This is a genomic window from Streptomyces sp. NPDC033966 (genome assembly GCF_055575955.1).
In genome coordinates, this window is sequence record NZ_JBVIRQ010000005.1 from 524,559 (window position 1) to 547,561 (window position 23,003).

Below are 23,003 nucleotides of genomic sequence, written 5' to 3' on the forward strand. Positions count from 1 at the left end.
GCGCGCGTCACTCCCGCCCGAGCCTGCCGAGGGGATGTTTCACGTGAAACCGATCGACCCGCGCCTGCTGCGGTACGCCCGTTCCACCCGCCTCTTCCTGGGGGCGGTGGTAGCCCTCGGGCTCGCCGGAGCGGGGCTGGTCGTCGGTCAGGCGATGCTCATCGCCGAGATCGTGGTCGGAGCCTTCGAGCGGGGACTCGACGGTGCCGCGCTCCGGACGCCACTGCTGCTGCTCGCGGCGGTTGCCCTGGGGCGCGGCCTCGTCGCCTGGCTCACGGAGCTGGCCGCGCACCGGGCGAGCGCGGCGGTCAAGTCCGAGCTCCGGGGCCGGCTGCTGGACCGGGCCGCAGACCTGGGGCCCGGCTGGCTCAGCGGACAGCGCACGGGATCCCTGGTGTCCCTGGCCACCCGGGGCGTGGACGCGCTCGACGACTACTTCTCCCGCTACCTGCCCCAGCTGGGGCTCGCCGTGGTGGTCCCCGTGGCGGTCCTCGCCCGGATCGTCACCGAGGACTGGGTGTCGGCGGCCATCATCGTGGTCACCCTGCCGCTGATCCCGCTGTTCATGATCCTCATCGGCATGGCCACCCAGAGCCGGATGGACCGCCAGTGGCAGCTGCTCTCCCGGCTGTCGGGGCACTTCCTCGACGTGGTGGTGGGCCTTCCCACGCTGAAGGTGTTCGGGCGGGCCAAGGCCCAGGCCGAGTCCATCCGGAAGATCACCGACGACTACCGCCAGGCCACGATGCGCACCCTGCGCATCGCCTTCCTCTCCTCCTTCGCGCTGGAGCTGCTGGCGACGCTGTCGGTGGCCCTGGTCGCGGTCACCATCGGCATGCGGCTCGTGCACGGGGAACTGGACCTCTACACCGGGCTGGTCATCCTGGTCCTCGCGCCGGAGGCCTATCTGCCGCTGCGCCAGGTCGGGGCGCAGTACCACGCGGCCGCCGAGGGGCTGGCCGCCGCGGAAGAGATCTTCGAGGTCCTGGAGACCCCGGCCCCCGCACCGGGCGGCGGCGCCGACGTACCGGCCACGGGACTGGGGATCGCGCTCGACGGGGTCGAGGTGCGGTACGAGGGGCGCGGCGCGAGCTCTCCCGGACCCGTCTCGCTCGTCGTCGGACCGGGCGAGTGCGTGGCCCTCACCGGGCCGAGCGGGGCGGGCAAGTCCACACTGCTGAACGTGCTGCTGGGCTTCGTCACCCCGACGGCGGGGCGGGTCCGGGTCGGGGACGCGGACCTGGCGGAGCTCTCCCTGGAACAGTGGCGGGAGCGCATCGCGTGGGTTCCGCAGCGGCCGCACCTGTTCGCCGGGACCATCGCCGAGAACGTCCGCCTGGCCCGGCCCGGGGCCGATGACGAAGCCGTGGAGGCGGCTCTGCGTGACGCCGGGGCGTGGGAGTTCGTCTCGGTCCTGCCGCACGGGGCGCGGACCCTGCTCGGTGAAGGCGGGGCCGGGCTGTCCGCAGGGCAGCGCCAGCGCCTCGCCCTGGCCAGGGCGTTCCTCGCGGACCGGCCGGTGCTGCTGCTGGACGAGCCGACGGCGGCCCTGGACGGGGAGACCGAGGCGGCCGTCGTGGACGCCGTACGCCGCCTCGCGGTCGGGCGGACCGTGCTGCTCGTGGTGCACCGGCCGGCCCTGCTGGCGGTGGCCGACCGGGTGGTGGCGGTGGGCGAGGGGATCCCGGCCCGGCCGGTCGCGGCCCCCGCGACCGCCGCGGGTACGGCCCCGGGGGTTGAAGGGGGGACGGCTGCGCGCGGGTCCGCGGAGGTCTCCGGCCCCGGGGAGTGGATCCTCGGGGACGGACCGGAGCGGACCGGACGCGGCTCGGCCGGCGGGAACACCGCCGGCGCCGGCCCGGCCGGTGATCCGCTGCGGCGGGTACGGGCCGTGGCCGCGGCCTGGCAGGGCCGGTTCCGGCTCGGGCTGCTGCTCGGGGCGCTGGCCGTCGGGAGCAGTGTCGGGCTGATGGCCGTCTCCGGATGGCTGATCTCCAGGGCCTCCGAGCAGCCTCCGGTGATGTACCTGAGCGTGGCCGTCACGGCGACGCGCGCCTTCGGCATCGGGCGGGCCGTCTGCCGCTACGCCGAGCGGCTCGTGTCGCACGACGCCGTCCTGCGGATGCTCGCCGACCTGAGGGTCGCGGTGTACCGCCGGCTGGAGCGGATCGCCCCCGCAGGGCTGCGCGAGCAGCGGCGCGGGGACCTGCTCTCCCGGCTGGTGGCCGATGCCGACGCGCTCCAGGACTACTGGCTGCGCTGGCTCCTCCCGGTGGGCACCGCGGTGCTCGTCGGCACCGGATCGGTGGCGTTCACCGCCTGGATGCTGCCCGAGGCGGGGGCCGCGCTCGCGGTGGGGCTGCTGGCTGCGGGGGTGGGGGTGCCGCTGCTCAGCGGGGCCTGTGCGCGGCGTGCCGAGCGGCGGCTCGCGCCCGCCCGGGGCGAACTCGCAACCCGGGTGGCCGAACTGCTGACGGGTACCGCCGAACTGACGGTGGCCGGGGCGCTGGCAGGCCGCAAGGAGCGGGCGCGGGAGAGCGACGGCGTACTGACCCGGATCGCCTCGCGCGGGGCGGCGGCCACCGGACTCGGTGGCGGGCTGTCCGCCCTGGTGTGCGGACTCACGGTGGTGTGCGCCGCGTTCGCAGGTGCGGAGGCCGTCGTGGACGGCCGGCTGTCCGGGGTGGCCATGGCGGTGGTGGTGCTGACCCCGCTCGCCGCCTTCGAGGCCGTCAGCGGGCTTCCGCTGGCCGTCCAGTACCGCCAGCGGGTGCGCCGCAGTGCCGAGCGGGTGTACGAGGTCATCGACGCTCCGGTGCCCGTCGCCGAGCCGGCCGAACCCCGGGCGCTGCCGGCCTCGCCGTTCCCGCTGCGGCTGACGGGGCTCGCCGCCCGGCACGGCGGCCAGGAGCGGGACGCGCTGCACGGGCTGGACCTGACCCTCGAAGCGGGCCAGCGCATCGCGGTCGTCGGGCCGTCGGGTTCGGGCAAGACCACCCTGGCGCAGGTCCTGCTGCGCTTCCTGGCCCCGCGCGAAGGCGCGTACACCCTGGGCGGGACGGACGTCCGCGCCCTCGACGGCGACGGCGTACGCCGGATCGTGGGCCTGTGCGCCCAGGACGCGCACCTCTTCGACAGCTCGGTGCGCGAGAACCTGCGGCTGGCCCGGACCGGAGCGAGCGAGGAGGAGCTGCGCGGGGCGCTCGCCGCGGCCCGGCTGCTGGAGTGGGCCGACGGGCTTCCGGACGGGCTGGACACCCTCGTCGGGGAGTACGGGGAACGGATCTCCGGCGGGCAGCGGCAGCGGCTGGCCCTGGCGCGGGCGCTGCTGGCGGACTTCCCCGTCCTCGTCCTGGACGAGCCGGCCGAGCACCTGGACCTGGCGACCGCGGACGCCCTGACGGCGGACCTGCTGGCGGCCACCGAGGGCCGGACCACCGTACTGATCACGCACCGGCTCGCCGGGCTGGCGGCGGTGGACGAGGTGCTCGTACTGGACGGGGGAGCGGTCGTGCAGCGTGGTGCCTATGCCGAGCTGGCAGCGGTCGAGGGACCGCTGCGGAGCCTCCTGGAGCGGGAGCGGGAGGCCGATCGGGCCCTCGCCGGCACCAGGGGCTGACTTTCCCTCCTAAACGGGACTAACTACGCTCAAGAGCATGTCAGTGCAGGAGTCGCAGGAATCGCCGGAGTCGCCCGAATCCCGTGGGGGCGCACCGGATCCGCTGGAGGCCGCCACGCAGGCCACCCGGAGCCTGCACGGGCTGTCCACGGAGCTGACCGCGCGCGTCCCGCAGCTGTTGGAGGCCATGCGCTCGGTCGGCACCGGCCTCGAACTGCACTCCACGCTCGACCGCATCTGCGAGACGGCCGCCGAGCTCGCGGACGCCCGCTACGCGGCGATCGGGGTCGTGGACACGGACGGCCCGGGGCTCTCGGACTTCGTCACCTTCGGCGTCAGCGGTGAGCTGGCGAGGAGGATCGGGCACCGCCCGGACGGGAAGCGCGGCCTGCTCGGGGCGCTCATCTCCCACCCGGACACCGTCCGGCTCCCCGATCTGACGAAGGACCCGCGGTCGGCGGGCTTCCCCGCGCACCACCCGCCCATGAAGACCTTCCTGGGCGTCCCGATCCGGGTGCAGGGCGAGATCTTCGGGAACCTCTACCTCGCCGAGAAGAACGGCGGCGGCGAGTTCAACGACTACGACGTCCACATGGTCCGGGTGCTGGCCACCGAGGCGGGCATCGCCATCGGCAACGCCCGGCTCTACGAGGCCGCCACCCAGCGCGAGCGCTGGATCGACGGCTCGGTGGCCGTCACCACGGCCCTGCTGTCCGGCGGGGACGCGGACGACGCCCTGTCGGTGGTGGCCGAACAGGCCCGCAGGCTGGCCGACTCCGCCGCCGGGATCGTGATGCTGCCGGCGGAGGAGGGCGGCATGGAGATCGTCGCGGTCTCCGCGGACAACCCGGGCACCTCGCTCGGCGTGGTCATTCCCGCCGAGAGCCCGGTGGTGGACTATCTGCTGCGGGGCGAGCCGGTCTTCGTGGACGACGCCGCCTCCGACCCCCGCATGATCAGTCGGCTGACCAGCCAGTACGGACCCTGCATGATGCTGCCGCTGCACAGCGGCGGGCGGGTGCTGGGCGCGCTGGTCACCCCGCGGGCCCGGGGCAAGCGGCCCTTCACGGAGGCGGAGCGGACCCTGGCCACGCAGTTCGCCTCCCAGGCCGCTCTCGCGCTGATGATGGCCGAGGCCCAGCGCGACCGGGAGCGGCTCGCGGTGTTCGAGGACCGCGACCGGATCGCCCGGGACCTGCACGACCTGGTCATCCAGCGGCTGTTCGCCACCGGGATGATGCTGGAGGGCGCGCAGCGCAGGTCCATCGTCCCCGAGGTCCGCGACGGCGTGGGCAAGGCCGTGGACGAACTGGACGTGACCATCCAGGAGATCCGCACCGCGATCTTCGCGCTCCAGCAGGGCCCGGCGGAGGCTCCGTCGGGGCTGCGCACCCGTGTGCTGCGGGAGATCAACATGGCCGCCGTGCCGCTGGGCTTCAAGCCCGCGCACCGCTTCGTCGGCGCGATCGACACGGTCGTCGGCGAGCTGGTCGGCAAGAACCTGATCGCGGCCCTCCGCGAGGCCCTGTCGAACGCCTTCCGGCACGCGGACGCGTCCCGGATCGAGGTGTTGGTCGACTCGACCGCCAGCCTGCCCGACGGCCGGCCCGGGGTACGGCTGGAAGTCGCCGACGACGGCGTGGGCATGCCGGAGGGCGGCCGGCGCAGCGGCTTGCGGAACCTGCGCCGCAGGGCGGAGTCGCTCGGCGGGTCCAGCTGGTACGGATCCGGCATCGGTGAGGACGGCGGCGGGACCACCCTGGTGTGGGAGGCACCGCTGTGATCCGTCGCTCCGGCGTGAGGGCCTAGCTGCGCGCGGCGCGCTCGGCCAGGATCCGTTCGATCACCACGGCGACCCCGTCCTCGTTGTTGGCGACCGTACGGCCGGACGCGGCCGCGATCACGTCCGGGTGGGCGTTGCCCATCGCGTACGAGGTGCCGGCCCAGCGGAGCATCTCCACGTCGTTCGGCATGTCGCCGAAGGCGACGACCTCCGCGGGGGAGATCCCGCGTTCGGCACAGCACAGCTCCAGGGTGCTGGCCTTGGACACGCCGAGCCCGCTGATCTCCAGCAGTGCGGTCGGGCTGGAGCGGGTGATGGAGGCGTAGGCGCCGGCGGCGGACCGGGCCAGGGCGAGGAAGTCGTCCGGGGCCTTTTCGGCGTGGTGCGCGAGCAGCTTCAGCACCGGCGCCGCATGGTCGTCGTGTTCCTCGTGGAGCAGCTTCTCCGCGGTGGCGACCGTGGCGCCCGGGTCCTGGAAGAACGGCGGGTACGCCGGCTCGTAGTTGATGCCGGTGGTCATCTCGACCGCGAAGGAGGTGCCGGGAGCGGCCTTGCGCAGGGTGTTCACGACGGTGAGGGCCGTGGCCCGGGCCAGCGCCCTGACCTGTACGAACTCCCGGCCCGCGTGGAGGTCGACGACGGCGGCGCCGTTCGCGCAGATCGCCAGGCCGTGGCCGTGGACGTGATCGCTGACCACGTCCATCCAGCGCGCCGGGCGGCCGGTGACGAAGAAGACCTCGATCCCGGCCTCCTCGGCAGCGGCGAGCGCGGCGACCGTGCGGAGCGAGACGGACTTGTCGTCGCGCAGCAGGGTGCCGTCGAGGTCGGTGGCGATGAGCCGGGGTGCGGGGGTCGGCCCGTCCGGGCCCTGAGAAGCCGAGGTCACCGCTCCATCTTCGCCCATGGGCCCCTGCCGCCGGACCATGATCGTCCAGACGTCTTCCCGGCTCCCGCCGCGAGGCGCCTGTGGAACCGTCCGGCCCGGCGCATGTTTCACGTGAAACATGCGCCGAAGCGGACGAGCCGGGCCCTGATGGACGAGGCGTGGTTGGTGTACGGGCCACGGACCGCCGTACGCTCGACGGCATGACTCTGCGCCTGAGCACTGTGATCCTGCCGGTACGCCCGTGGCACGAGGGAGGCCGCGACCAGTGGGAGCGGGCCGAGCGCCTCGGTTTCCACACCGCCTACACCTACGACCACCTGAGCTGGCGGGGATTCCGCGATCACACCTGGTACGGCGCGGTGCCCACGCTGACCGCCGCGGCCGCTGTCACCGAGCGGATCCGCCTGGGCACCCTGGTCACCTCGCCGAACTTCCGCCACCCGGTGACCCTGGCCAAGGAGCTGATGTCGCTGGACGACATCTCGGGCGGACGCGTCACCCTCGGCATCGGCGCGGGCGGCAATGGCTTCGACGCGACCGCGCTGGGGCAGGAGGAGTGGAGCCCGCGCGAGCGGGCGGACCGCTTCGCGGAGTTCGTGCCGCTGCTCGACCGGCTGCTCACCGAGCAGGCGGTCACCCACCACGGCACGTTCTACTCCGCCGACGAGGCGCGCAACATCCCCGGGTGCGTCCAGCGCCCGCGCCTGCCCTTCGCCGTCGCGGCGACCGGCCCGCGCGGTGTGAAGCTGGCGGCGAGCCATGGCCAGGCCTGGGTGACCGCTGGCGACCCGAAGCACTCCGAGAGCACGCCCGAGGAGTCGCTGGAGGCCCTGCGCGTCCAGCACGGGCGCCTGGAGAAGGCCCTGGCGGAGATCGGCCGGGACTCCGGCTCCATTGAGAAGGTGCTGCTGACCGGCTTCACCCCGGAGCGCGGCAGCATGCTGGAGTCCGTGGACGCGTTCGTCGACTTCGCAGGCCGCCACCGGGAGCTGGGCTTCACCGAGCTGGTCATCCACGCCCCGATCCCGGACTCCGACTTCGCCGCCGACGAGAAGGTCTTCGAGCGGATCGCCACCGAGGCGCTCGCCCAGCTGGACGGCTGAACCTCCCCCAGCGGCCCCGGCCGGGGCCCGTCGCACGACGGGCCCCGGCCGGGCCGTCAGGCGCTCAGGCCGTCAGGTTCGTGATGATCCGCCGCGCCTGGGGGACCACCCACTCCGGAGCCATGCCCTCGGGCAGCGACTCGACCTCCTCCAGCAGCGCCGACATCCTGGCCACGCCCGCCTCCGGCCGGCCCATCTCGTGATCGGTCCACGCGGCGTTGTTCAGGCACTGGAAGCGGTCCTGGAGGTGCTCCAGCCCGAGCCGCGCGTACAGCTCGGCCGCCCGCTCCCACAACTGGATCTCGTCCAGCCGCAGGGCCTCGACGGCGGCCGGGTCCAGGACAACCCCGTCGTGGGACTCAGCGGCCTCCTCCGGGGCCCGGGAGCTCACCAGCCGGTCCAGTACCTGAGCCAGCTGGTGCCAGGTCTGCGCCAGTTCGGAGTGCAGTTCCGGGTCCTCGGCGCCGCCGGCCGCCAGGGCGACCTCCAGGACTTCGACAGCCTCGTCCATGAGCACCCGGGCGGCTGCCGCGGTCTCCTCGGTGACCTCCTCGCGCATCCCCAGCCAGGCCAGCGAGCGGAGGATCCTGACCTCGGAGACCACCGCGTCGCCGGTCAGCCGGCGCAGCTCCAGAGCGCGCCGGTACGCGGCGACGGCCTCATCGGCGAGGCCGGCGTCGGAGAGGCTGTCGGCGGCCGCCTGGGCGAAGCCCGCCTGCGGCCGGGGGTCTTCCCAGTCCTCGACCAGGTCGGCGGCGAGCAGGAACTGCTCCGCGGCGGCCCGGGACTCGCGCAGGTCGCGCAGCAGGTTTCCCAGGAGGTCCCGCGCCGAGACGGCCTGCCCCTCGCCGTGCTCCAGCAGGTCCGGAAGCGCCGACTGCAGCACCTCCGCCGCGTCGGCGGTCCGGCCGTCCCGGGCGTAGGCCTGGGCCAGCATCCGCCGGGCCTGGGCCCCGCCGTCGGAGGCCAGCCCCGCCTGGTCGAACCAGTGCGCCGCCGCGAGGGCGTGCTCGGCGGCCTCCGCCGCCGTGCCCCGCCCGCGCAGCAGGACGTCCGCGAGGGTGAGGCGTACGATGCCCTGCTCCTCGGGGTCGGTCACCTCGGCGGAGTGCTCCAGGCCGGACCGTGCGGCCTCCTCGGCCTCCTCGGGCCGTCCCAGCGAGAGCAACACCCCGGCCCGCAGTACGAGGGGGTCCGCCGCCTGCCACGGCCGGCCCGCCTCGACCGCCCGGTCCGCGGCGGAGGCCAGCAGTTCCAGGGCCCGTTCGGTGTCGCCCTGCGAGAGGGCCAGCCGGCCGAGCAGTTCCTCGGCCTCGGAAGCCAGGTCCGGGAGTGCCTGCCCGTAGGAGGAGACGAAGGAGACGAGTTCGGCCACCAGCAGCCCGTGGTCGTGCTCATGGTCGTGGTCGTGGCCGTCGCCGTGGTCGTGGGTGTGCTCCCGCGCGGCCTCCGCCGAGCGCAGGTACGGCTCCAGCCGCAGCGCCGACAGCTCCGCGACGGCGATCCGGCGGGTCCGCAGCGGCTCCCCCGCGTCCAGTGCCTCGGCGGCGCGCAGGCCCGCCGCCAGCAGCGCGCGGACCTCCTCCGGCGCGGCCCCGGCCTGCGCCGCCGCGCTCGCCAGCCGCAGTTCGGCCAGGGCGGCGCGCTCGGCCTGCCCCAGCTCCCGGTAGCCGTCGCGGACGGCCGCCAGCAGCTCTGCCGCGTCCGGTGCCCCGGCCCGCGCCGCCGCCAGGGCCCGGTGGTCGGCGACCTCGGCGAGCAGCAGCGGGTGCACGTCCGGCTCCGGCAGCGCGGAGACCCGTACGGCGACCTCCGTCCAGAGCCGGTCCGAGTCCGGGTGGCCCGTGTCGCGGGCGCCACGGGCCCGCTCCACGAGCCCGCTGAACTCGGCGGCGCTGACGGGCACGGGTGCCGGGGCCGGTGCCGGGGCCGGTGCCGGGGCCGGCTCTGCCGACTGCGGCAGCGCGGCGCTGCGCACGCCCAGGGGCAGCGCCTCGGCCAGCGGGGCCCGGGAGAGCCGCTCCATGAGCCGCTCGGAGACCCGGGTGGTGCCGTTGCGCACGTCGAACCGCGCGGCGATGCCCACGGCCTCCGCGCGCAGGATGCCGTGCAACTCCTCGACGGTGTGCGCGGAGCCCTCGTACGGCACCGTCGGGTCGGCGCCGTGGCCGAGTTCGATCAGCCGCCGGAGCAGGACGAGGACCCCGGCGTAGAAGTCCAGCTGGGTCTTGAAGTCCACGAGCGGCCGCAGGTGCGCCCCGTGTTCGGCGAGGATCTCCACACCGCGCGCCTCGTTGCCGGTGAGCGCGCAGAACTCGATGTGCTGGCCGATCGCGCGCAGCAGGCTCTCCTTGCCCCGGGCCATCCGGTAGCCGCGCAGGTGGTGCGAGCGGGCCTCGTCGGTGCGGCCGAGGTGCAGCAGGGGGAGCAGCGAGCGGGCGAGCACCCGGTGCGGTTCCTCCATGCAGGTCTGCTCGCCCGACAGGACGGGCTCCCAGACCTCGATGGCCTTGGCGTGGTCGCCCTTGGTCGCCCAGAAGACTCCCTGGGAGTTGGTCTCGCAGGCGTGGCAGTCGCTCATGGTGTCGCGGTCGGCCGCGCGCCACTGCGCCATGGCCCGCTCGGCGCGCTCGTCGTCGCCGATGGCGTCGGCGAGGAAGTACTCGGACTGGCGTACCGCCCGCTCGCTGTAGCCGGCGATCCGGTAGCGCTTCTCCATGTCGTCGAGGTAGCCGGTGACGGAGGAGACCGGGACGTCCGGGGAGCTGATGATCTGGCCCGAGACCCACTTGAAGCGCCAGAAGAGGGAGTGCGCGTCGCCCGAGCCGAACGCCGACGGGTCGCGGTCGTACTCCTGGAGCAGGCGGGCGAAGGGGACCACCATGCGGCTCTGCTCGGCGCTGTACTTGTAGGAGTCGATCTGGTTGATCAGTGCAGCCCGGAACACATCGCTGTCACCGCAGACCTCGGCGGCCGCGGTCAGCGCCTCGGCCTGGGCGTTGCGCGCGGCGTCGTGGGGCAGGCCGCGGTTCTCGTGCAGGGCGCGCCGGATCTCATCGGCCGTCAGGGTGCTCACTTCTCGTCCTCCTCGGACGTGGGGGTCGGGGTGCCGACAGGATGGGTCGCCCATTCGAGGAGCCCGAGGAAGGCCCGGTTGAGCAGGGCCGAATCGGCCGGGCGGAGCGGCCGCTGGGACATCAGCAGCGCCTGGCCGTACAGCGATTCGACGGCGGTGCCGGCGAGCGTCGGGTCGGGGAGGCCCGCGATCCGCCGGATCAGCGGGTTGTTGTGGTTGAGGACGAGACGGGCGCGCGGGCCGGAGCCGCGCAGTGAGCCGAGGATGCCGCTCCACAGGGAGTCGGCGGATTCGAGTGCGGCGGTCCGGTCCCGCTCCTGGCGGGCCTGGCGGTCGTCGAGGTAGAGGGCGGGGACGGCCACGGGCTGGAAGGCGCGCAGCACCACGTCGCAGCTCTGGGGTTCCAGCCGGGTGCGGGCGGTGGAGAGGAACGCGGCGAGGGAGAGTTCGACCGCGGTGGGGACCGGGTCGAGGCGGTCGGTGACCGCTCCCGCGTCCAGCTCGGCGACCTTCAGGTCGGGGCGTACGGAGGGCAGCAGGGCCAGCAGGTCGGCGTCGTAGGTGTAGCCGGCGTTGACGACGCCGAGGCCGTGGGCCGCCGCGATCGGGGCGATCTGCCGGAACTCCTCGACGGTCCGCGTGAAGTGGATCTCGGAGTGGGCCGCCGTGAACTCCTCCAGGTTCATGGAGCCGTCGCTGGTCTCGAAGGGCAGCCACGGCAGCATCAGGCCGAGCAGCTCGGCGTCGTGCCGGGCGAGGGACTTCACGCCGAGGTGGTGGACGCTCAGGAAGGCGGCCAGGCGGTCCGGTTCGCTCGCGGCGAGCTCGGCCAGCCAGGATCGGATGCGGGCGCCGAGGGCTTCGCGTACGGCGGCGAGCGTCTCGTCGTCGTAGAGGTTCTCGCGGGAGGCGGTGGGCCGCAGGGTGTCGGTGTCGAGCACGGCGCGGACGAAGAAGGCCCAGTCGGGCAGCAGGTTGTCGGCCTGGTCGGTGAGCAGCATGCCCTTGAGGTGGACGCGGTGGCCGGCCCGGTGTGCGGGGCTGGTCGGCTCGGGCAGTACGTACGCGACTCCGCGCACCCCGGCCACCGGCAGGTCGAGGTCGATGCTGTCGAGCGGGGTGAAGCCGAAGAGCTGCGCGCAGTGCCCGGCGAGCGCGACGCGCCGGGCGGCCGGGGTGGGATGGGCGCGGTCCCATACGGCGGGCCGGTCGGTGATGGGCCGGGGGGCGCCGCCGAGGCCGTCGTCGAAGGTGATCGGGTAGGGGAGCAGGGAGCCGTAGTCGCGGGCCAGGCGTTCGACCCGGGCGGGGTCGGTCCACTCCTCGGCGCCCGGGCGGGCTTCCAGGTGGACGGTGGTGCCGGGCTCGGGGCGGGCGTCGTGGGGCAGTTCGCGCACGGTGTACGAGCCGTCGTCCGTGGCCAGCCACTCGACGGGCGCGGCCTGCGGGTCGCGGGCGGAGCGGGTGACGACCCGGATCTGCTTGGCGACGACGAAGCAGGCGAGCAGGCCGATGCCGAACTGGCCCAGGAACTGCCGGCGGGTGGTCTCCAGGCCCTGGAGCTCGGCGGCGGAGGCGCCCTCGCCGCGGCGCTTGGAGCTGCGGCCGATGGTGGCGAGGAGGGAGTGGGCCTCGGCGGCGGTCAGGCCGATGCCGGAGTCCTCGATGGTGATGCGGCCGGCGGCCGCGGACAGGCGGATGCGGACCTCCGCGCCGGGCTCGTGCGCATGACGGGCGGTCACGGCGTCCACGGCGTTCTGGAGGAGTTCGCGCACGTAGACGCGGGGGCTGGAATAGAGGTGATGGGAGAGCAGGTCGACCAGGCCGCGCAGATCGACCTGGAAGTTGTTGACGGCGCCCTCGGCCGGGGAATCGGCGGGGAATTCGGACGGGGACGGGGACACGGATGTCATCAGGCATCAGCTCGCTTGTTCGCGTGGTCGGTCGGCGATCGCGAGGTACCCCCCTCACTGATCCCGGAACGAGGAACAGAGTAGGTGGACGATCCGACAATCACTCCGTGAATTCCGCCCGGGCCGCCGGTCCCCGGGCGGTTAGCGGAAGCGGAGGAATTCCGGCGGTACGGCGTCCGCCAGCCACACCCCGTTGGCGCTGATCCGGAACACGTGCCCGGCCGCACGCATCGCCGCGGCGTCCACGGCGAGGACCACCGGCCGGCCCCGGCGCGCGCCGACCCGGGTCGCCGTCTCGCGGTCGGGCGACAGGTGCACGTGGTGGCGGGCCATGGGGCGGAGGCCTTCGGCGCGGATCGCGTCCAGGGCTGCGGCCACGGTGCCGTGGTAGAGGTACGCGGGTGGTTCGGCCTCCGGCAGGCCCAGGTCCACCGCGACGGTGTGCCCCTGGCTGGCCCGGATGCGGGTGCCATCGACGGCGAACCGCTGCTTGTCGTTGGCGGCGACCACGTGGTCGAGTTCGGCCCTGCTGAACGGGAATCCGTGTTCCGCGGCGGCCCGCAGGAGATCGTCGATCTCCACCCAGCCCTGGGGGTCGAGCACCAGTCCGATCCGTTCCGGCTGGTGCCGCAGGTGTTTCGAGACGTATTTGGACACCTTCACGGCGCGTCGGTCATCCATGTCCCCAGCTTGGCGGCTCGCAGGGGCCCCGGGCAGCGATTTTCCACCCTCGGTCGGGCGGGACACCCCCCTATCATCTTTCCAAGATACGGAATACATTTTCCGCATCACGACTTATCAGAGGGAGAAACTATGACAAATAAGGCCTCACTGCTTCGGCGTGCGGCTGCCGAGCTCATCGGCACCGCAGGCCTGCTCGTGGTGGTGATCGGCTCGGGCATTCAGGCCGCGAACCTCAGCCGCGACACCGGTGTCGCCCTCGTCGCCAACTCGCTCGCCTCCGCGATCGGCCTCGGCCTGATCATCACCCTCTTCGGCCCGCTCTCCGGAGCCCACCTCAACCCGGTCGTCACCCTCACCGCCTGGTGGGCACGGCGCACCGGCGGGGAGGGACTCGACGCGCGTGAGGCCTTCGCGTACGCCGCCGCCCAGACCGCCGGCGCCATCGGCGGTGCCGTACTGGCGGAGACGATGTTCGGCCGCACCCCCGGAACCTTCTCCACCCAGGTCCGCGACGGCGGCCACCTGCTGATCGGGGAGATCGTCGCCACCGCCGGACTGGTCCTGGTCATCCAGGGTCTCGGCCGCATCGGGCGGCCCAGGCTGATCCCGGCCGCGGTCGCCGCGTACATCGCCGCCGCGATCTGGTTCACCTCGTCGGGGTCCTTCGCCAATCCCGCCGGCACCGTCGGCCGGGCCTTCAGCGACTCCTTCACCGGCATCGCCCCGCAGTCGCTGCCCGGTTTCGTCGCGGCGCAGCTGCTCGGCGGCGTCCTCGGACTCGCCCTGGCAGCGCTCCTCTACGGCCGCGAGCGCCGTGACGGCGGCACCGGGGCGCCGCGATCCGGACAGCCGGAGACGGAGGCCTCGGTGGCCGATATCCCTCGCCCGGGCTCGGCGTTCGAGGCCGTCGTCTAGTCGGTCATCCGTGTTGCCCACAGGCGGACGGGAGTTGTCCACAGCCGTTTCGGCGGGTTTCGGCGACATCTGAGCGGTTCGCCCCGGGGACCCCCTGTGGACTACCGATCGAGTATTACCGGCCGCCCCTGCTGGCCAGATCGTTCATCGTCCGGGCCTGGAGCTCTCGCTCCGTGGCGGCCCGGACGAACTCCGCCACGTGCTCCGGCCCCACCAGTTCCTGGACTGCCCGCACCGTCCCGGCGGGCAGGGCCACCGGGGCGGGGCCCGTCGGCTGCGCCGCACCGGGAGCACCCAGGTGGCGCTGGAGGTGCCGGGTCGCGAACAGCCGCATCGCCCGCGCCAGCTCGGCGTCCACCGTCTGCTGGGCCAGCGGCCGCAGCCTGCGCACCATCGTCGCCGCCTCGGCTGCGTCGGCGTCGGTCGGCGGCACCTGCCCGAGGTAGCGGGCGAAGACGTGCTCGGTGGTGAACTCCAGGAAGCGCGAGGCGATGTGCTCCACCTGCCCGCGCAGCTCGCGCAGGTGCCCGGTGATCGCCCCCAGGGGCACCCCCGCCGCGTACAGCTCGGCCGCGACGGCCAGCTCCTGCGGCGAGGGCACGAGGAACTCCTCCGGGCGGCCGGGGATCCGCTCCAGCACCCCCAGCTCACAGGCCTCGTCCACCGCGTCGTCGTCGGGCAGGCCGCCGAACCGCGCGTTGAGGTCCTCCCGGCTGATCCGGTCGGCCTCCTCGTCGGTCCAGGGCCCGTGCACCTCGGCGACCAGGCCGAGTACGCCGCCCAGCCCGCGCCCCGCGTCCCAGGCCTCCAGCAGCTCCTTGATGGAGGCCAGGGTGTAGCCGCGGTCCAGCAGGTCCGCGATCTGGCGCAGGCGGGCCAGGTGCGTGTCCCGGTAGACGTTGGACCGGCCCCGCCGCTCCGGCTTCGGCAGCAGGCCGCGGTCCTGGTACGCCCGGATCGTGCGCACCGTCGCCCCGCTGTGATGGGCCAGATCCTCGATCCGGTACTCGGCTACCGCCTGATCGGACAATCCCGGCTCCCTACGACATGGCGGCTCGGCCGACCGCGCCCGCCGCGGTCCGGGCGGCAGGAGATGCCGCCAGGTACTCGACCGCCTCGAGCAGCGAGCCCTCCTGCGAGGGATGGTACGACCGCGGGCAGGAGCGGGGTATGGCCGTGCCGCGCATGCCGTCGCACGGCATCACAGCCGGGGCTCCAGCCGTGCGATCCGGCGCAGGGCGTTCGGCGCGAAGCGGGACATCAACAGGGCGGCCTTGGACTCGGGCGTCACCGGGACCACGGCCCTGTTCTTCACCACGGCCAGCAGGATCGCGTCCGCGACCTTCTCCGGGGGGAAGTTGCGCAGCCCGTACAGCCGCGAGGAGCGCTCCTGGCGGCGCTTCTCCTCGGCCGCGTCCACCCCGGCGAACCGGGAGGTGGCCGTGATGTTGGTGTTGACGATGCCCGGGCAGATCGCCGAGACACCGATCGACTTGGACGCCAGCTCCGCGCGCAGGCACTCGCTCAGCATCAGGACCGCGGCCTTGGAGGTGCTGTACGCCGGCAGCGTCCGGGAGGGCAGGTAGGCGGCCGCGGAGGCGGTGTTGACGATGTGGCCGCCCTGCCCCCGCTCGGCCATCTGCTTCCCGAAGATCCGGCAGCCGTGGACGACCCCCCACAGGTTGACGTCCAGGACCTTCTTCCAGTCCTCGGAGCCGGTCTCCAGGAAGGAGCCCGAGAGACCGATCCCCGCGTTGTTGACCAGCACGTCGACGATCCCGTACTCGGCGGCGACCTTCACCGCGAGCTTCTCCATCGCCTGCTCGTCACTGACGTCGACGCACTCGCCCCAGGCCTCCGGGGCACCGACGAGCCGTGCCATCTCGGCCGTGCGGGCAGCGCCCTCGCCGTCCCGGTCGACCGCCACGACCCGGGCCCCGGCCTCGGCGAACGCGAACGCGGTGGCCCGCCCGATCCCGCTGGCGGCGCCGGTGACCAGCACCAGCTGTCCACCGAACCGGTCCGCGTACTTGCCCGGAGCCCGCTGCTCCGGCGCCCGCGCGGCAGGTTCCTCCCGGGCCGTCACGAAGTCGGTGATCCACGCGGCCACCTGGTCCGGCCGGGTCCTGGGGATCCAGTGCTTCGCGGGAAGGGTCCGCCGCACCAGTCCCGGCGCCCAGCGCTCCACGTCGTCGTAGAGCCGCTCGGACAGGAAGGCGTCCCCGGTCGGGACGATCAGCTGCACCGGTACGTGCGCGTACGCGTCGGTGCGGGGCCGGCTCATCCGGGCCCGCACGTTGTCCCGGTAGAGCCAGGCGCCGTGCGCCGCGTCGGAGGACAGTGAAGCCGTCGGATACCCGCCGACCGGGATCCCCTCGCTGCGCTCGATGAGCTTCGGCCAGTGCTTGCCGAGCGGGCCGCGCCAGGCGAGCTCCGGCAGCACCGGAGTGTGCAGCATGCCCACGTACCAGGACCGGACGCCCTGGCCCAGCAGCTGGGCGGTCCGGCGCGGAGAGGGCCGCCTCACCCGCTGCTTGATCCAGTGCCCGAAGTGGTCGAGGGAGGGCCCCGACATGGAGGTGAAGGAGGCGATCCGCCCCTCGGTACGGGCGACCGTCGCGAACTCCCAGCCCTGCACGGAGCCCCAGTCGTGGCCGACCAGGTGCACCGGCCGGTCCGGACTGACCGCGTCCGCCACGGCGAGGAAGTCGTCGGTCAGTTTCTCCAGGGTGAAGCCCCCGCGCAGCGGCACCGGAGCCGAGGACCGCCCGTGGCCGCGTACGTCGTAGAGCACCACGTGGAAGCGGTCCGCGAGCCGCTCGGCGACCTCCGACCAGACCTCCTTGCTGTCCGGGTAGCCGTGCACCAGCACCACGGTCGGCCGGCCCGTCTCACCGAGCTCGACGACGCACAGCTCGATCCCGCCGGTGCTCACCCGGCGCTCGCGCGCACCCTCCAGAGCCGTCCCGCTCATCCCGCTCATGCCGCCTTCTCCTCAGCCCAGCGCCGCACGTGCGGCAGGTCGTCGTCCAGCCAGAACGCGCTCTCCTCGGGGTCCCGGGAGTCGGTGACCACCAGGATCTCCTCGAACTTCGCGCCGGTGCCCCGGAAGCCCAGGTGCGGCTCCACCGCCCACAGACCGGGCTGCGGCGGGTGGTCGGAGAAGTGGTACGGACTCCACAGCGGCGACCAGCCCTCCCGGTGCCCGTGCAGGGCGTCGGAGGCCAGACCCTTGAGTGACTGTGTGCCGAAACCGAACGCGGTCGGGGACCAACGGCGCTCCTTGACCCGGTCTATCTTGTGCGCGATGACGCCGAAGGGGTAGGCCCGGTGCCGGTTGGCGTACCCCTGGCGGGTCATCAGCCGTTCGACGTTCTCGTAGATCTCCCGCAGCGGCCGGCGCTCGCGCACCTGCTCCAGGATCAGCTCCCGGTGCGGCCGCAGGTCCGACATCAGCCTGTCCTGCACCGGATTGAGGCCGAGGCTGCCGGAGTAGCCGATGTCGGCCGCGTAGCCCCGGTACACCGGCGCCATGTCGAGGATGAACGGCATCCCCGGCTCCAGCCGCCGCGAGGTCGGGAAGAACTGGAGGGGGATCTTGAAGTTCGCGAAGGCGGTACGGTCCCCGAACCAGGCGAAGGGCAGATGGAACCAGTCCCGTACCCCGCGCTCGCGCAGCCATTCGCGCTGCATCCGCGCCGCCTCGCGCTCGGTCACTCCCGGGCGCAGCTGCGCCGCCACGGTCTCCGCGCACTCGTACGCGAGCCGCTGGACCTCCCTGAAGCCGCGCAGCCCGGCGGAAAGCTGCCCGGAGTCGTGCGCGGTGCGCTGCTTGGTGTCCCCAGTCATGCCGGCCGTCCGTCCCTGTCGCCCAACGCTCCCGAAACCTGCCACTGATGAATGTGACAATGGGCGGAGATCACGTCAAGGCCCCTGCAGGGACCTGTGGACAAACTTCGCCGGCATCAGCCTTGCGTCAGGGTCCGTAGTCCTCAAGGCGGATACGCGATCCCGCTCCAGGTCTGACGATCGGCGGCCCCGGCGGCACTAACGTCGAAGCCGTGACTGTCATCGCGACCGAAAGCCTGAGCAAGCGGTACCCCCGAGTGACCGCCCTCGACCGGCTCTCCCTGGACATCGGGCCCGGCGTGACCGGCCTCGTGGGCGCCAACGGAGCCGGCAAGTCCACGCTGATCAAGATCCTGCTCGGACTGTCCCCCGCCACCGAGGGCCGCGCCGCCGTGCTCGGACTGGACGTCGCCACGCATGGCAGCGCCATCCGCGAACGGGTCGGCTACATGCCCGAACACGACGCCCTGCCGCCCGACGTCTCGGCCACCGAGTTCGTCGTCCACATGGCGCGCATGTCCGGCCTACCGCCCACCGCCGCCCGTGAGCGCACCGCCGACACCCTGCGCCACGTCGGGCTGTACGAGGAGCGCTACCGCCCCATCGGCGGCTACTCCACCGGCATGAAGCAGCGGGTCAAGCTCGCCCAGGCGCTGGTCCACGACCCGCAACTGGTCCTCCTTGACGAGCCGACCAACGGCCTCGACCCGGTCGGCCGCGACGAGATGCTCGGCCTGATCCGCCGCGTCTACACCGACTTCGGCATCTCGGTCCTGGTCACCTCCCACCTCCTCGGAGAGCTGGAGCGGACCTGCGACCACGTGGTCGTCGTCGACGGCGGCAAGCTGCTGCGCTCCAGCTCCACCAGCGACTTCACCCAGACCACGACCACCCTCGCGGTCGAGGTCACCGACTCCGACGCGTACCCGGACGGCTCCGCCGCCCTGCGCAAGGCGCTGACCGCGGCGGGCATTACCCTCCACGCGGGCGAGGAGCAGGGCCTGCCCGGCGCCGGCCACATCCTCCTCGTCGAGGCCACCGGCGAGGAGACGTACGACACCGTCCGCGACACCGTCGCCGACCTCGGCCTCGGCCTGGTCCGGATGGAGCAGCGCCGCCACCACATCGCCGAGGTCTTCCGCGACAGCGACCGGCCCTCGTCCCCCGCCCACCCGAAGGGAGCCGGCACCGATGGCGCCTGAGACCTCGACCCAGATCCACAACATCGGCTACCGGTCCTACGACGGCCCCCGGCTCGGCCGCGGCTACGCCCGCACCTCGCTGTTCTCGCAGTCCCTGCGGGGCGCGTACGGACTCGGCCGCTCCGCCAAGTCCAAGGTGCTGCCGATGATCCTCTTCGCGGTGATGTGCATCCCCGCGCTGATCATCGTCGCGGTGGCCATCGCCGTCCCCGGCTCCAGCGACCTGCCGATCAAGTACACGACGTACGCCCTGACCACGCAGGTGGTCATCGGCCTCTACCTCGCCTCGCAGGCGCCCCAGTCGGTCTCGCGCGACCTGCGCTTCAAGACCGTGCCGCTGTACTTCTCGCGGCCCATCGAGCGGGTCGACTACGTGCTGGCCAAGTACGCCGCCATGGCCTCGGCCCTCTTCATCCTCACCGCCACCCCGCTGCTGATCATGTGGATCGGCTCGCTGCTGGCGAAGTTCGACTTCGGTCACCAGACCAAGGGATTCGGGCAGGGACTGGTGTCGGTACTGCTGCTGTCGCTCCTCTTCGCCGGCCTCGGCCTCGTCATGGCCGCACTCACCCCGCGCCGCGGCTTCGGCGTGGCCGCCGTCATCGCCCTGCTGCTCATCCCCTACGGAGCCGTCTCCACCGTCCAGGCCGTCGCCTACTCCACCGGGAACACCGGGGCCATCGAGTGGATGGGCCTGTTCTCCCCGATCTCGCTGATCGACGGGGTGCAGACCGCCTTCCTCGGCGCCACCTCCGCCTTCCCGGGCGGCGAGGGCCCCTCCGCCGCCACCGGAGTGGTGTACCTGCTCGTCGTACTCGGCCTCATCGTCGGCTCCTACGCCGCCCTGATGGCCCGCTACCGGAAGGCCGGGCTGTGACCATCATCGACATCGACCACACCTCCCGCTGGTTCGGGAACGTCGTCGCCGTCAACGACGTGACCATGCGCATCGGTCCCGGCGTCACCGGACTCCTCGGCCCCAACGGCGCCGGCAAGTCCACCCTCATCAACATGATGGGCGGCTTCCTCGCCCCTTCCACGGGCACCGTCACCCTCGACGGTGCGCCGATCTGGCGCAACGAGCAGGTCTACAAGCAGATCGGCGTCGTGCCCGAGCGCGAGGCGATGTACGACTTCCTCACCGGCCGGGAGTTCGTCGTGGCCAACGCCGAGCTCCACGGGCTCGACGACGCCGCGGCCCAGCGCGCGCTCGCCACGGTCGAGATGGAGTACGCCCAGGACCGCAAGATCGCCACGTACTCCAAGGGCATGCGCCAGCGCGTGAAGATGGCCTCCGCACTCGTCCACCAGCCGTCGGTGCTCCTGCTCGACGAGCCGTTCAACGGCATGGACCCGCGCCAGCGCATGCAGCTCATGGACCTGCTGCGGCGGATGGGCGACGAGGGCCGCACCGTCCTGTTCTCCTCCCACATCCTGGAGGAAGTCGAACAGCTCGCCTCCCACATCGAGGTGGTCGTCGCCGGCCGGCACGCCGCATCCGGCGACTTCCGCAAGATCCGCCGCCTGATGACGGACCGCCCGCACCGCTACCTCGTCCGCTCCTCCGACGACCGGGCGCTCGCCGCGGCCCTGATCGCCGACCCCTCCACGGCCGGCATCGAGGTCGACCTCCAGGAAGGCGCGCTGCGCATCCAGGCCGTCGACTTCGGGCGCTTCACCGAGCTGCTGCCGCGCGTCGCCCGCGAGCACGGCATCCGGCTGCTGACGGTCTCCCCCTCCGACGAGTCCCTCGAGTCGGTCTTTTCCTACCTCGTCGCGGCCTGAAGGAGCTGGCACCCATGTACAACCCCACCGTCGCCCGGCTCACCTACCGGGCCCTGCTCGGCAGGCGCCGCGCGCTGATCCTCTTCGCGCTGCCCGCACTGCTGATCGTCATCTCCATCGCCGTCCGGTTCTTCACCGGTGTGGACGACAAGGTGGCGGCCGACCTCCTCGGCGGCTTCGCCCTCGCGACGATGGTCCCGCTGATCGGCGTCATCGCCGGCACCGGCGCCATCGGCCCCGAGATCGACGACGGCTCGATCGTCTACCTGCTCTCCAAGCCGGTGAAGCGGCCGACGATCATCATGACCAAGCTGATCATCGCGATCGCGGTCACGATGGCCTTCTCCGCGATCCCCACCCTGATCGCGGGCTTCATCCTCAACGGCAACGGCCAGCAGATCGCCATCGCCTACACCGTGGCCGCCCTCGTCGCCTCGATCGCCTACAGCGCCCTGTTCCTGCTGCTGGGCACCGTCAGCCGGCACGCGGTCGTCTTCGGCCTGGTCTACGCCCTCATCTGGGAGTCCCTCTTCGGCAGCCTGGTCTCCGGAGCCAAGACGCTCAGCGTCCAGCAGTGGGCCCTGGCCCTGGCCGAGAAGGTCGCCGGACAGGGGTACGTCGACGCCAGCGTCGGCCTGCCCACCGCGGTGGTCCTGCTCCTCGCGGTCACCGTCGGCGCCACCGTGTACGCGGGCCAGAAGCTGCGCCGCCTCACCCTCGCCGGCGAGGAGTAGGACCCCGCCGGCAGCGTCCACGACCGTGCCCCGCCCGGCCCACCGGCCGGGCGGGGCACAGCTTCGCGGGGCATCATCGGGTGCATGATCCAGCACCCCGAGCCTGAGCCGTCCAGGCCCTTGCGGTCCTGGATACGCTCCTCGCCCGGCACGCACATATGGCTGCTGATCGTCGCCGTCACCAGCCTCGTCGTGGCGATCGCCCCGGACCGGCTCGACCACGTGCTGCTCCACCGCAACAGCAGCAACATCCACCAGCTGGTCAAATACCCCGTCCGGGCACTGCTCAGCAGCGCCTTCTGGATCGAGAACCCCGCCTCGCTCGCCCTGTACGCCGTGCTCTTCGAGTTCTTCCACGCCCCCGTGGAGCGATGGCTCGGCACCCTGCGCTGGCTCCTGATCGTCGCGACCGCGCATGTCGTCGCCACCCTCATCAGCCAGAAGGTGCTCCTGATGGCCATCCAGGACCACCGTGCGCCGCACAGCATGACCCACGTCGTCGACATCGGCGTCAGCTACGGGCTGGCGGCCTCCATCGGTGTGCTGACCTACCGGCTCCCGAACCCCTGGAGATGGTGCTACCTCCTCGGCGTGGTCGCCTTCTTCGGACTGCCCCTGCTCACCGGGGGCACCTTCACCGACCTCGGCCACGCCACCTCGCTCGCCGTAGGGCTCCTCGCCTGGCCGCTGACCCTGCACCGCGATCCGCATGGGCCCGGGCACGGACCTGACCCCGATGTTTCACGTGAAACACGAGCCTGACCCGTGTTTCACGTGAAACATCGGGGTCCTTGCTGGGCCCTACTCGGGGCCGACCACTCCGTGCTCCCAGGCCCACGCGGCGATCCCCACCCGGTTCCGGGCCCCCAGCTTGGCCTGAACGTTCGCGATGTGCGTTTTCGCGGTACCGGCGCTGATGAACAGCTCTGCCCCGATCTCGGCGTTCGTACGGCCTCGTGCCACCAGCCGTACGATCTCCAGCTCGCGCCCCGTCAGCACCTGCTCGGGCGGCACAGGAGCAGCGTTGGTCCCGGGCCCCGACAGCCGGCTCAGCAGCCGTACGGTGATCTGAGGGCTGATCAGCGTGTCCCCGGCCATCGCCGCCCGCACTCCCTCGATCAGCAGCGTCGGGCCCGACCGCTTCAGCAGGAAGCCGCAGGCCCCGTTGCGCAGCGCGGTGTGGACGTAGTCGTCCTGGTCGAAGGTGGTCACCACCACGACCCGGGTCTGCGGGGACAGCAGCCGGGTGACCTCCAGCCCGTCCAGGCGCGGCATGCGGATGTCGGCGAGCACCACGTCGGGGTGCAGCCGCCGGGCCAGCTCCACGGCGCTCTGCCCGTCGGCTGCCTCCCCCACCACGGTCATGTCCGGCTGGGAGTCGAGGATCAGCCGGAATCCGCTGCGGATGTCCTCTTGGTCGTCGGCTATCAGGATGCTGGTGGTCACGCTGCCAT

Annotated in this window: 17 protein-coding genes; 9 read left to right on the forward strand and 8 right to left on the reverse strand. The window is 72.7% G+C overall.

The features are described 5' to 3' along the window. Positions 1 to 43 precede the first annotated feature (43 nt). Both cydD and ACZ518_RS17690 read left to right on the forward strand, forming a co-directional pair. A complete protein-coding gene (cydD, locus tag ACZ518_RS17685) occupies positions 44 to 3,619 on the forward strand; it encodes a thiol reductant ABC exporter subunit CydD (RefSeq protein WP_469113922.1) in 3,576 nt (1,191 codons plus the stop codon). Positions 3,620 to 3,656: 37 nt separating this feature from the next. Beyond that, complete coding sequence (locus ACZ518_RS17690; protein ID WP_469113923.1) at positions 3,657 to 5,402, forward strand: GAF domain-containing sensor histidine kinase; 1,746 nt, start codon at positions 3,657 to 3,659, stop codon at positions 5,400 to 5,402. Between the two features lie 22 nt (positions 5,403 to 5,424). On the opposite strand, the gene ACZ518_RS17695 is transcribed toward ACZ518_RS17690, so the two are convergent. Then, positions 5,425 to 6,306, reverse strand: coding sequence for a Cof-type HAD-IIB family hydrolase (locus ACZ518_RS17695; RefSeq protein WP_469113924.1), 882 nt, complete (start codon positions 6,304 to 6,306; stop codon positions 5,425 to 5,427). Positions 6,307 to 6,488: 182 nt separating this feature from the next. Between ACZ518_RS17695 and ACZ518_RS17700 the strand changes: the two genes are divergently transcribed. Then, positions 6,489 to 7,391 carry an LLM class flavin-dependent oxidoreductase gene (locus ACZ518_RS17700; RefSeq protein ID WP_469113925.1) on the forward strand — a complete coding sequence of 301 codons (903 nt, stop codon included), beginning with the start codon at positions 6,489 to 6,491 and terminating at the stop codon, positions 7,389 to 7,391. 64 nt (positions 7,392 to 7,455) lie between these two features. On the opposite strand, the gene ACZ518_RS17705 is transcribed toward ACZ518_RS17700, so the two are convergent. The 3 genes from ACZ518_RS17705 to ACZ518_RS17715 form a co-directional block, all read right to left on the reverse strand. Further along, entirely contained in the window at positions 7,456 to 10,467 is a 3,012-nt protein-coding gene (locus ACZ518_RS17705) for a tetratricopeptide repeat protein (protein WP_469113926.1), read from the reverse strand. Beyond that, on the reverse strand, positions 10,464 to 12,380 hold the full coding sequence (locus tag ACZ518_RS17710; protein ID WP_469113927.1) for an HSP90 family protein: 1,917 nt from the start codon (positions 12,378 to 12,380) through the stop codon (positions 10,464 to 10,466). Before ACZ518_RS17710 ends, ACZ518_RS17705 begins: the two co-directional genes overlap by 4 nt. Before the next feature lie 141 nt (positions 12,381 to 12,521). Further along, on the reverse strand, positions 12,522 to 13,061 hold the full coding sequence (locus tag ACZ518_RS17715) for an RNA 2'-phosphotransferase (RefSeq protein ID WP_469113928.1): 540 nt from the start codon (positions 13,059 to 13,061) through the stop codon (positions 12,522 to 12,524). A gap of 132 nt (positions 13,062 to 13,193) precedes the next feature. Here ACZ518_RS17715 and ACZ518_RS17720 point away from each other — a divergent pair, with 132 nt between their 5' ends. Beyond that, entirely contained in the window at positions 13,194 to 13,979 is a 786-nt protein-coding gene (locus ACZ518_RS17720; protein ID WP_469113929.1) for an aquaporin, read from the forward strand. Between the two features lie 115 nt (positions 13,980 to 14,094). On the opposite strand, the gene ACZ518_RS17725 is transcribed toward ACZ518_RS17720, so the two are convergent. From ACZ518_RS17725 to ACZ518_RS17735, 3 genes are all read right to left on the reverse strand, one after another. After that, complete coding sequence (locus tag ACZ518_RS17725) at positions 14,095 to 15,009, reverse strand: MerR family transcriptional regulator (RefSeq protein WP_469113930.1); 915 nt, start codon at positions 15,007 to 15,009, stop codon at positions 14,095 to 14,097. A gap of 171 nt (positions 15,010 to 15,180) precedes the next feature. Beyond that, a complete protein-coding gene (locus tag ACZ518_RS17730; protein ID WP_469114020.1) occupies positions 15,181 to 16,953 on the reverse strand; it encodes an SDR family oxidoreductase in 1,773 nt (590 codons plus the stop codon). Positions 16,954 to 16,958: 5 nt separating this feature from the next. Beyond that, the gene (locus tag ACZ518_RS17735; RefSeq protein WP_125813412.1) at positions 16,959 to 17,828 is read right to left on the reverse strand and encodes a M24 family metallopeptidase; all 870 of its coding nucleotides are present in this window, start codon (positions 17,826 to 17,828) and stop codon (positions 16,959 to 16,961) included. A gap of 212 nt (positions 17,829 to 18,040) precedes the next feature. Here ACZ518_RS17735 and ACZ518_RS17740 point away from each other — a divergent pair, with 212 nt between their 5' ends. The 5 genes from ACZ518_RS17740 to ACZ518_RS17760 all read left to right on the forward strand — a co-directional run bounded on the left by ACZ518_RS17740 (position 18,041) and on the right by ACZ518_RS17760 (position 22,311). Next, positions 18,041 to 19,030 (forward strand): ABC transporter ATP-binding protein, encoded by a 990-nt coding sequence (locus ACZ518_RS17740; protein WP_469113931.1) that lies wholly within the window; start codon positions 18,041 to 18,043, stop codon positions 19,028 to 19,030. Continuing rightward, positions 19,020 to 19,907 (forward strand): ABC transporter permease, encoded by an 888-nt coding sequence (locus ACZ518_RS17745; protein WP_469113932.1) that lies wholly within the window; start codon positions 19,020 to 19,022, stop codon positions 19,905 to 19,907. The genes ACZ518_RS17740 and ACZ518_RS17745 overlap by 11 nt, the downstream gene beginning before the upstream one ends. Then, positions 19,904 to 20,815, forward strand: a complete 912-nt coding sequence (locus tag ACZ518_RS17750; protein WP_469113933.1) for an ABC transporter ATP-binding protein — start codon at positions 19,904 to 19,906, stop codon at positions 20,813 to 20,815. The genes ACZ518_RS17745 and ACZ518_RS17750 overlap by 4 nt, the downstream gene beginning before the upstream one ends. A gap of 14 nt (positions 20,816 to 20,829) precedes the next feature. Further along, the gene (locus ACZ518_RS17755; protein WP_469113934.1) at positions 20,830 to 21,549 is read left to right on the forward strand and encodes an ABC transporter permease; all 720 of its coding nucleotides are present in this window, start codon (positions 20,830 to 20,832) and stop codon (positions 21,547 to 21,549) included. Positions 21,550 to 21,633: 84 nt separating this feature from the next. Next, positions 21,634 to 22,311 (forward strand): rhomboid-like protein, encoded by a 678-nt coding sequence (locus ACZ518_RS17760; protein ID WP_469113935.1) that lies wholly within the window; start codon positions 21,634 to 21,636, stop codon positions 22,309 to 22,311. A 39-nt stretch (positions 22,312 to 22,350) separates the two neighbouring features. Here the strand turns inward: ACZ518_RS17760 and ACZ518_RS17765 are convergent, their stop codons facing one another. Beyond that, a complete protein-coding gene (locus ACZ518_RS17765) occupies positions 22,351 to 22,995 on the reverse strand; it encodes a response regulator (protein WP_469113936.1) in 645 nt (214 codons plus the stop codon). Positions 22,996 to 23,003 lie beyond the last annotated feature (8 nt).

What these genes read in the sequence shown, in the direction of transcription:
- ACZ518_RS17690 (WP_469113923.1), top strand. Translation starts at nt 3,657, where the DNA reads ATGTCAGTGCAGGAGTCGCAGGAATCGCCGGAGTCGCCCGAATCCCGT.
- ACZ518_RS17695 (WP_469113924.1), bottom strand. Translation starts at nt 6,306, where the DNA reads ATGGGCGAAGATGGAGCGGTGACCTCGGCTTCTCAGGGCCCGGACGGG.
- ACZ518_RS17700 (WP_469113925.1), top strand. Translation starts at nt 6,489, where the DNA reads ATGACTCTGCGCCTGAGCACTGTGATCCTGCCGGTACGCCCGTGGCAC.
- ACZ518_RS17710 (WP_469113927.1), bottom strand. Translation starts at nt 12,380, where the DNA reads ATGACATCCGTGTCCCCGTCCCCGTCCGAATTCCCCGCCGATTCCCCG.
- ACZ518_RS17715 (WP_469113928.1), bottom strand. Translation starts at nt 13,061, where the DNA reads ATGGATGACCGACGCGCCGTGAAGGTGTCCAAATACGTCTCGAAACAC.
- ACZ518_RS17720 (WP_469113929.1), top strand. Translation starts at nt 13,194, where the DNA reads ATGACAAATAAGGCCTCACTGCTTCGGCGTGCGGCTGCCGAGCTCATC.
- ACZ518_RS17730 (WP_469114020.1), bottom strand. Translation starts at nt 16,953, where the DNA reads ATGAGCGGGACGGCTCTGGAGGGTGCGCGCGAGCGCCGGGTGAGCACC.
- ACZ518_RS17735 (WP_125813412.1), bottom strand. Translation starts at nt 17,828, where the DNA reads ATGACTGGGGACACCAAGCAGCGCACCGCGCACGACTCCGGGCAGCTT.
- ACZ518_RS17745 (WP_469113932.1), top strand. Translation starts at nt 19,020, where the DNA reads ATGGCGCCTGAGACCTCGACCCAGATCCACAACATCGGCTACCGGTCC.
- ACZ518_RS17755 (WP_469113934.1), top strand. Translation starts at nt 20,830, where the DNA reads ATGTACAACCCCACCGTCGCCCGGCTCACCTACCGGGCCCTGCTCGGC.
- ACZ518_RS17760 (WP_469113935.1), top strand. Translation starts at nt 21,634, where the DNA reads ATGATCCAGCACCCCGAGCCTGAGCCGTCCAGGCCCTTGCGGTCCTGG.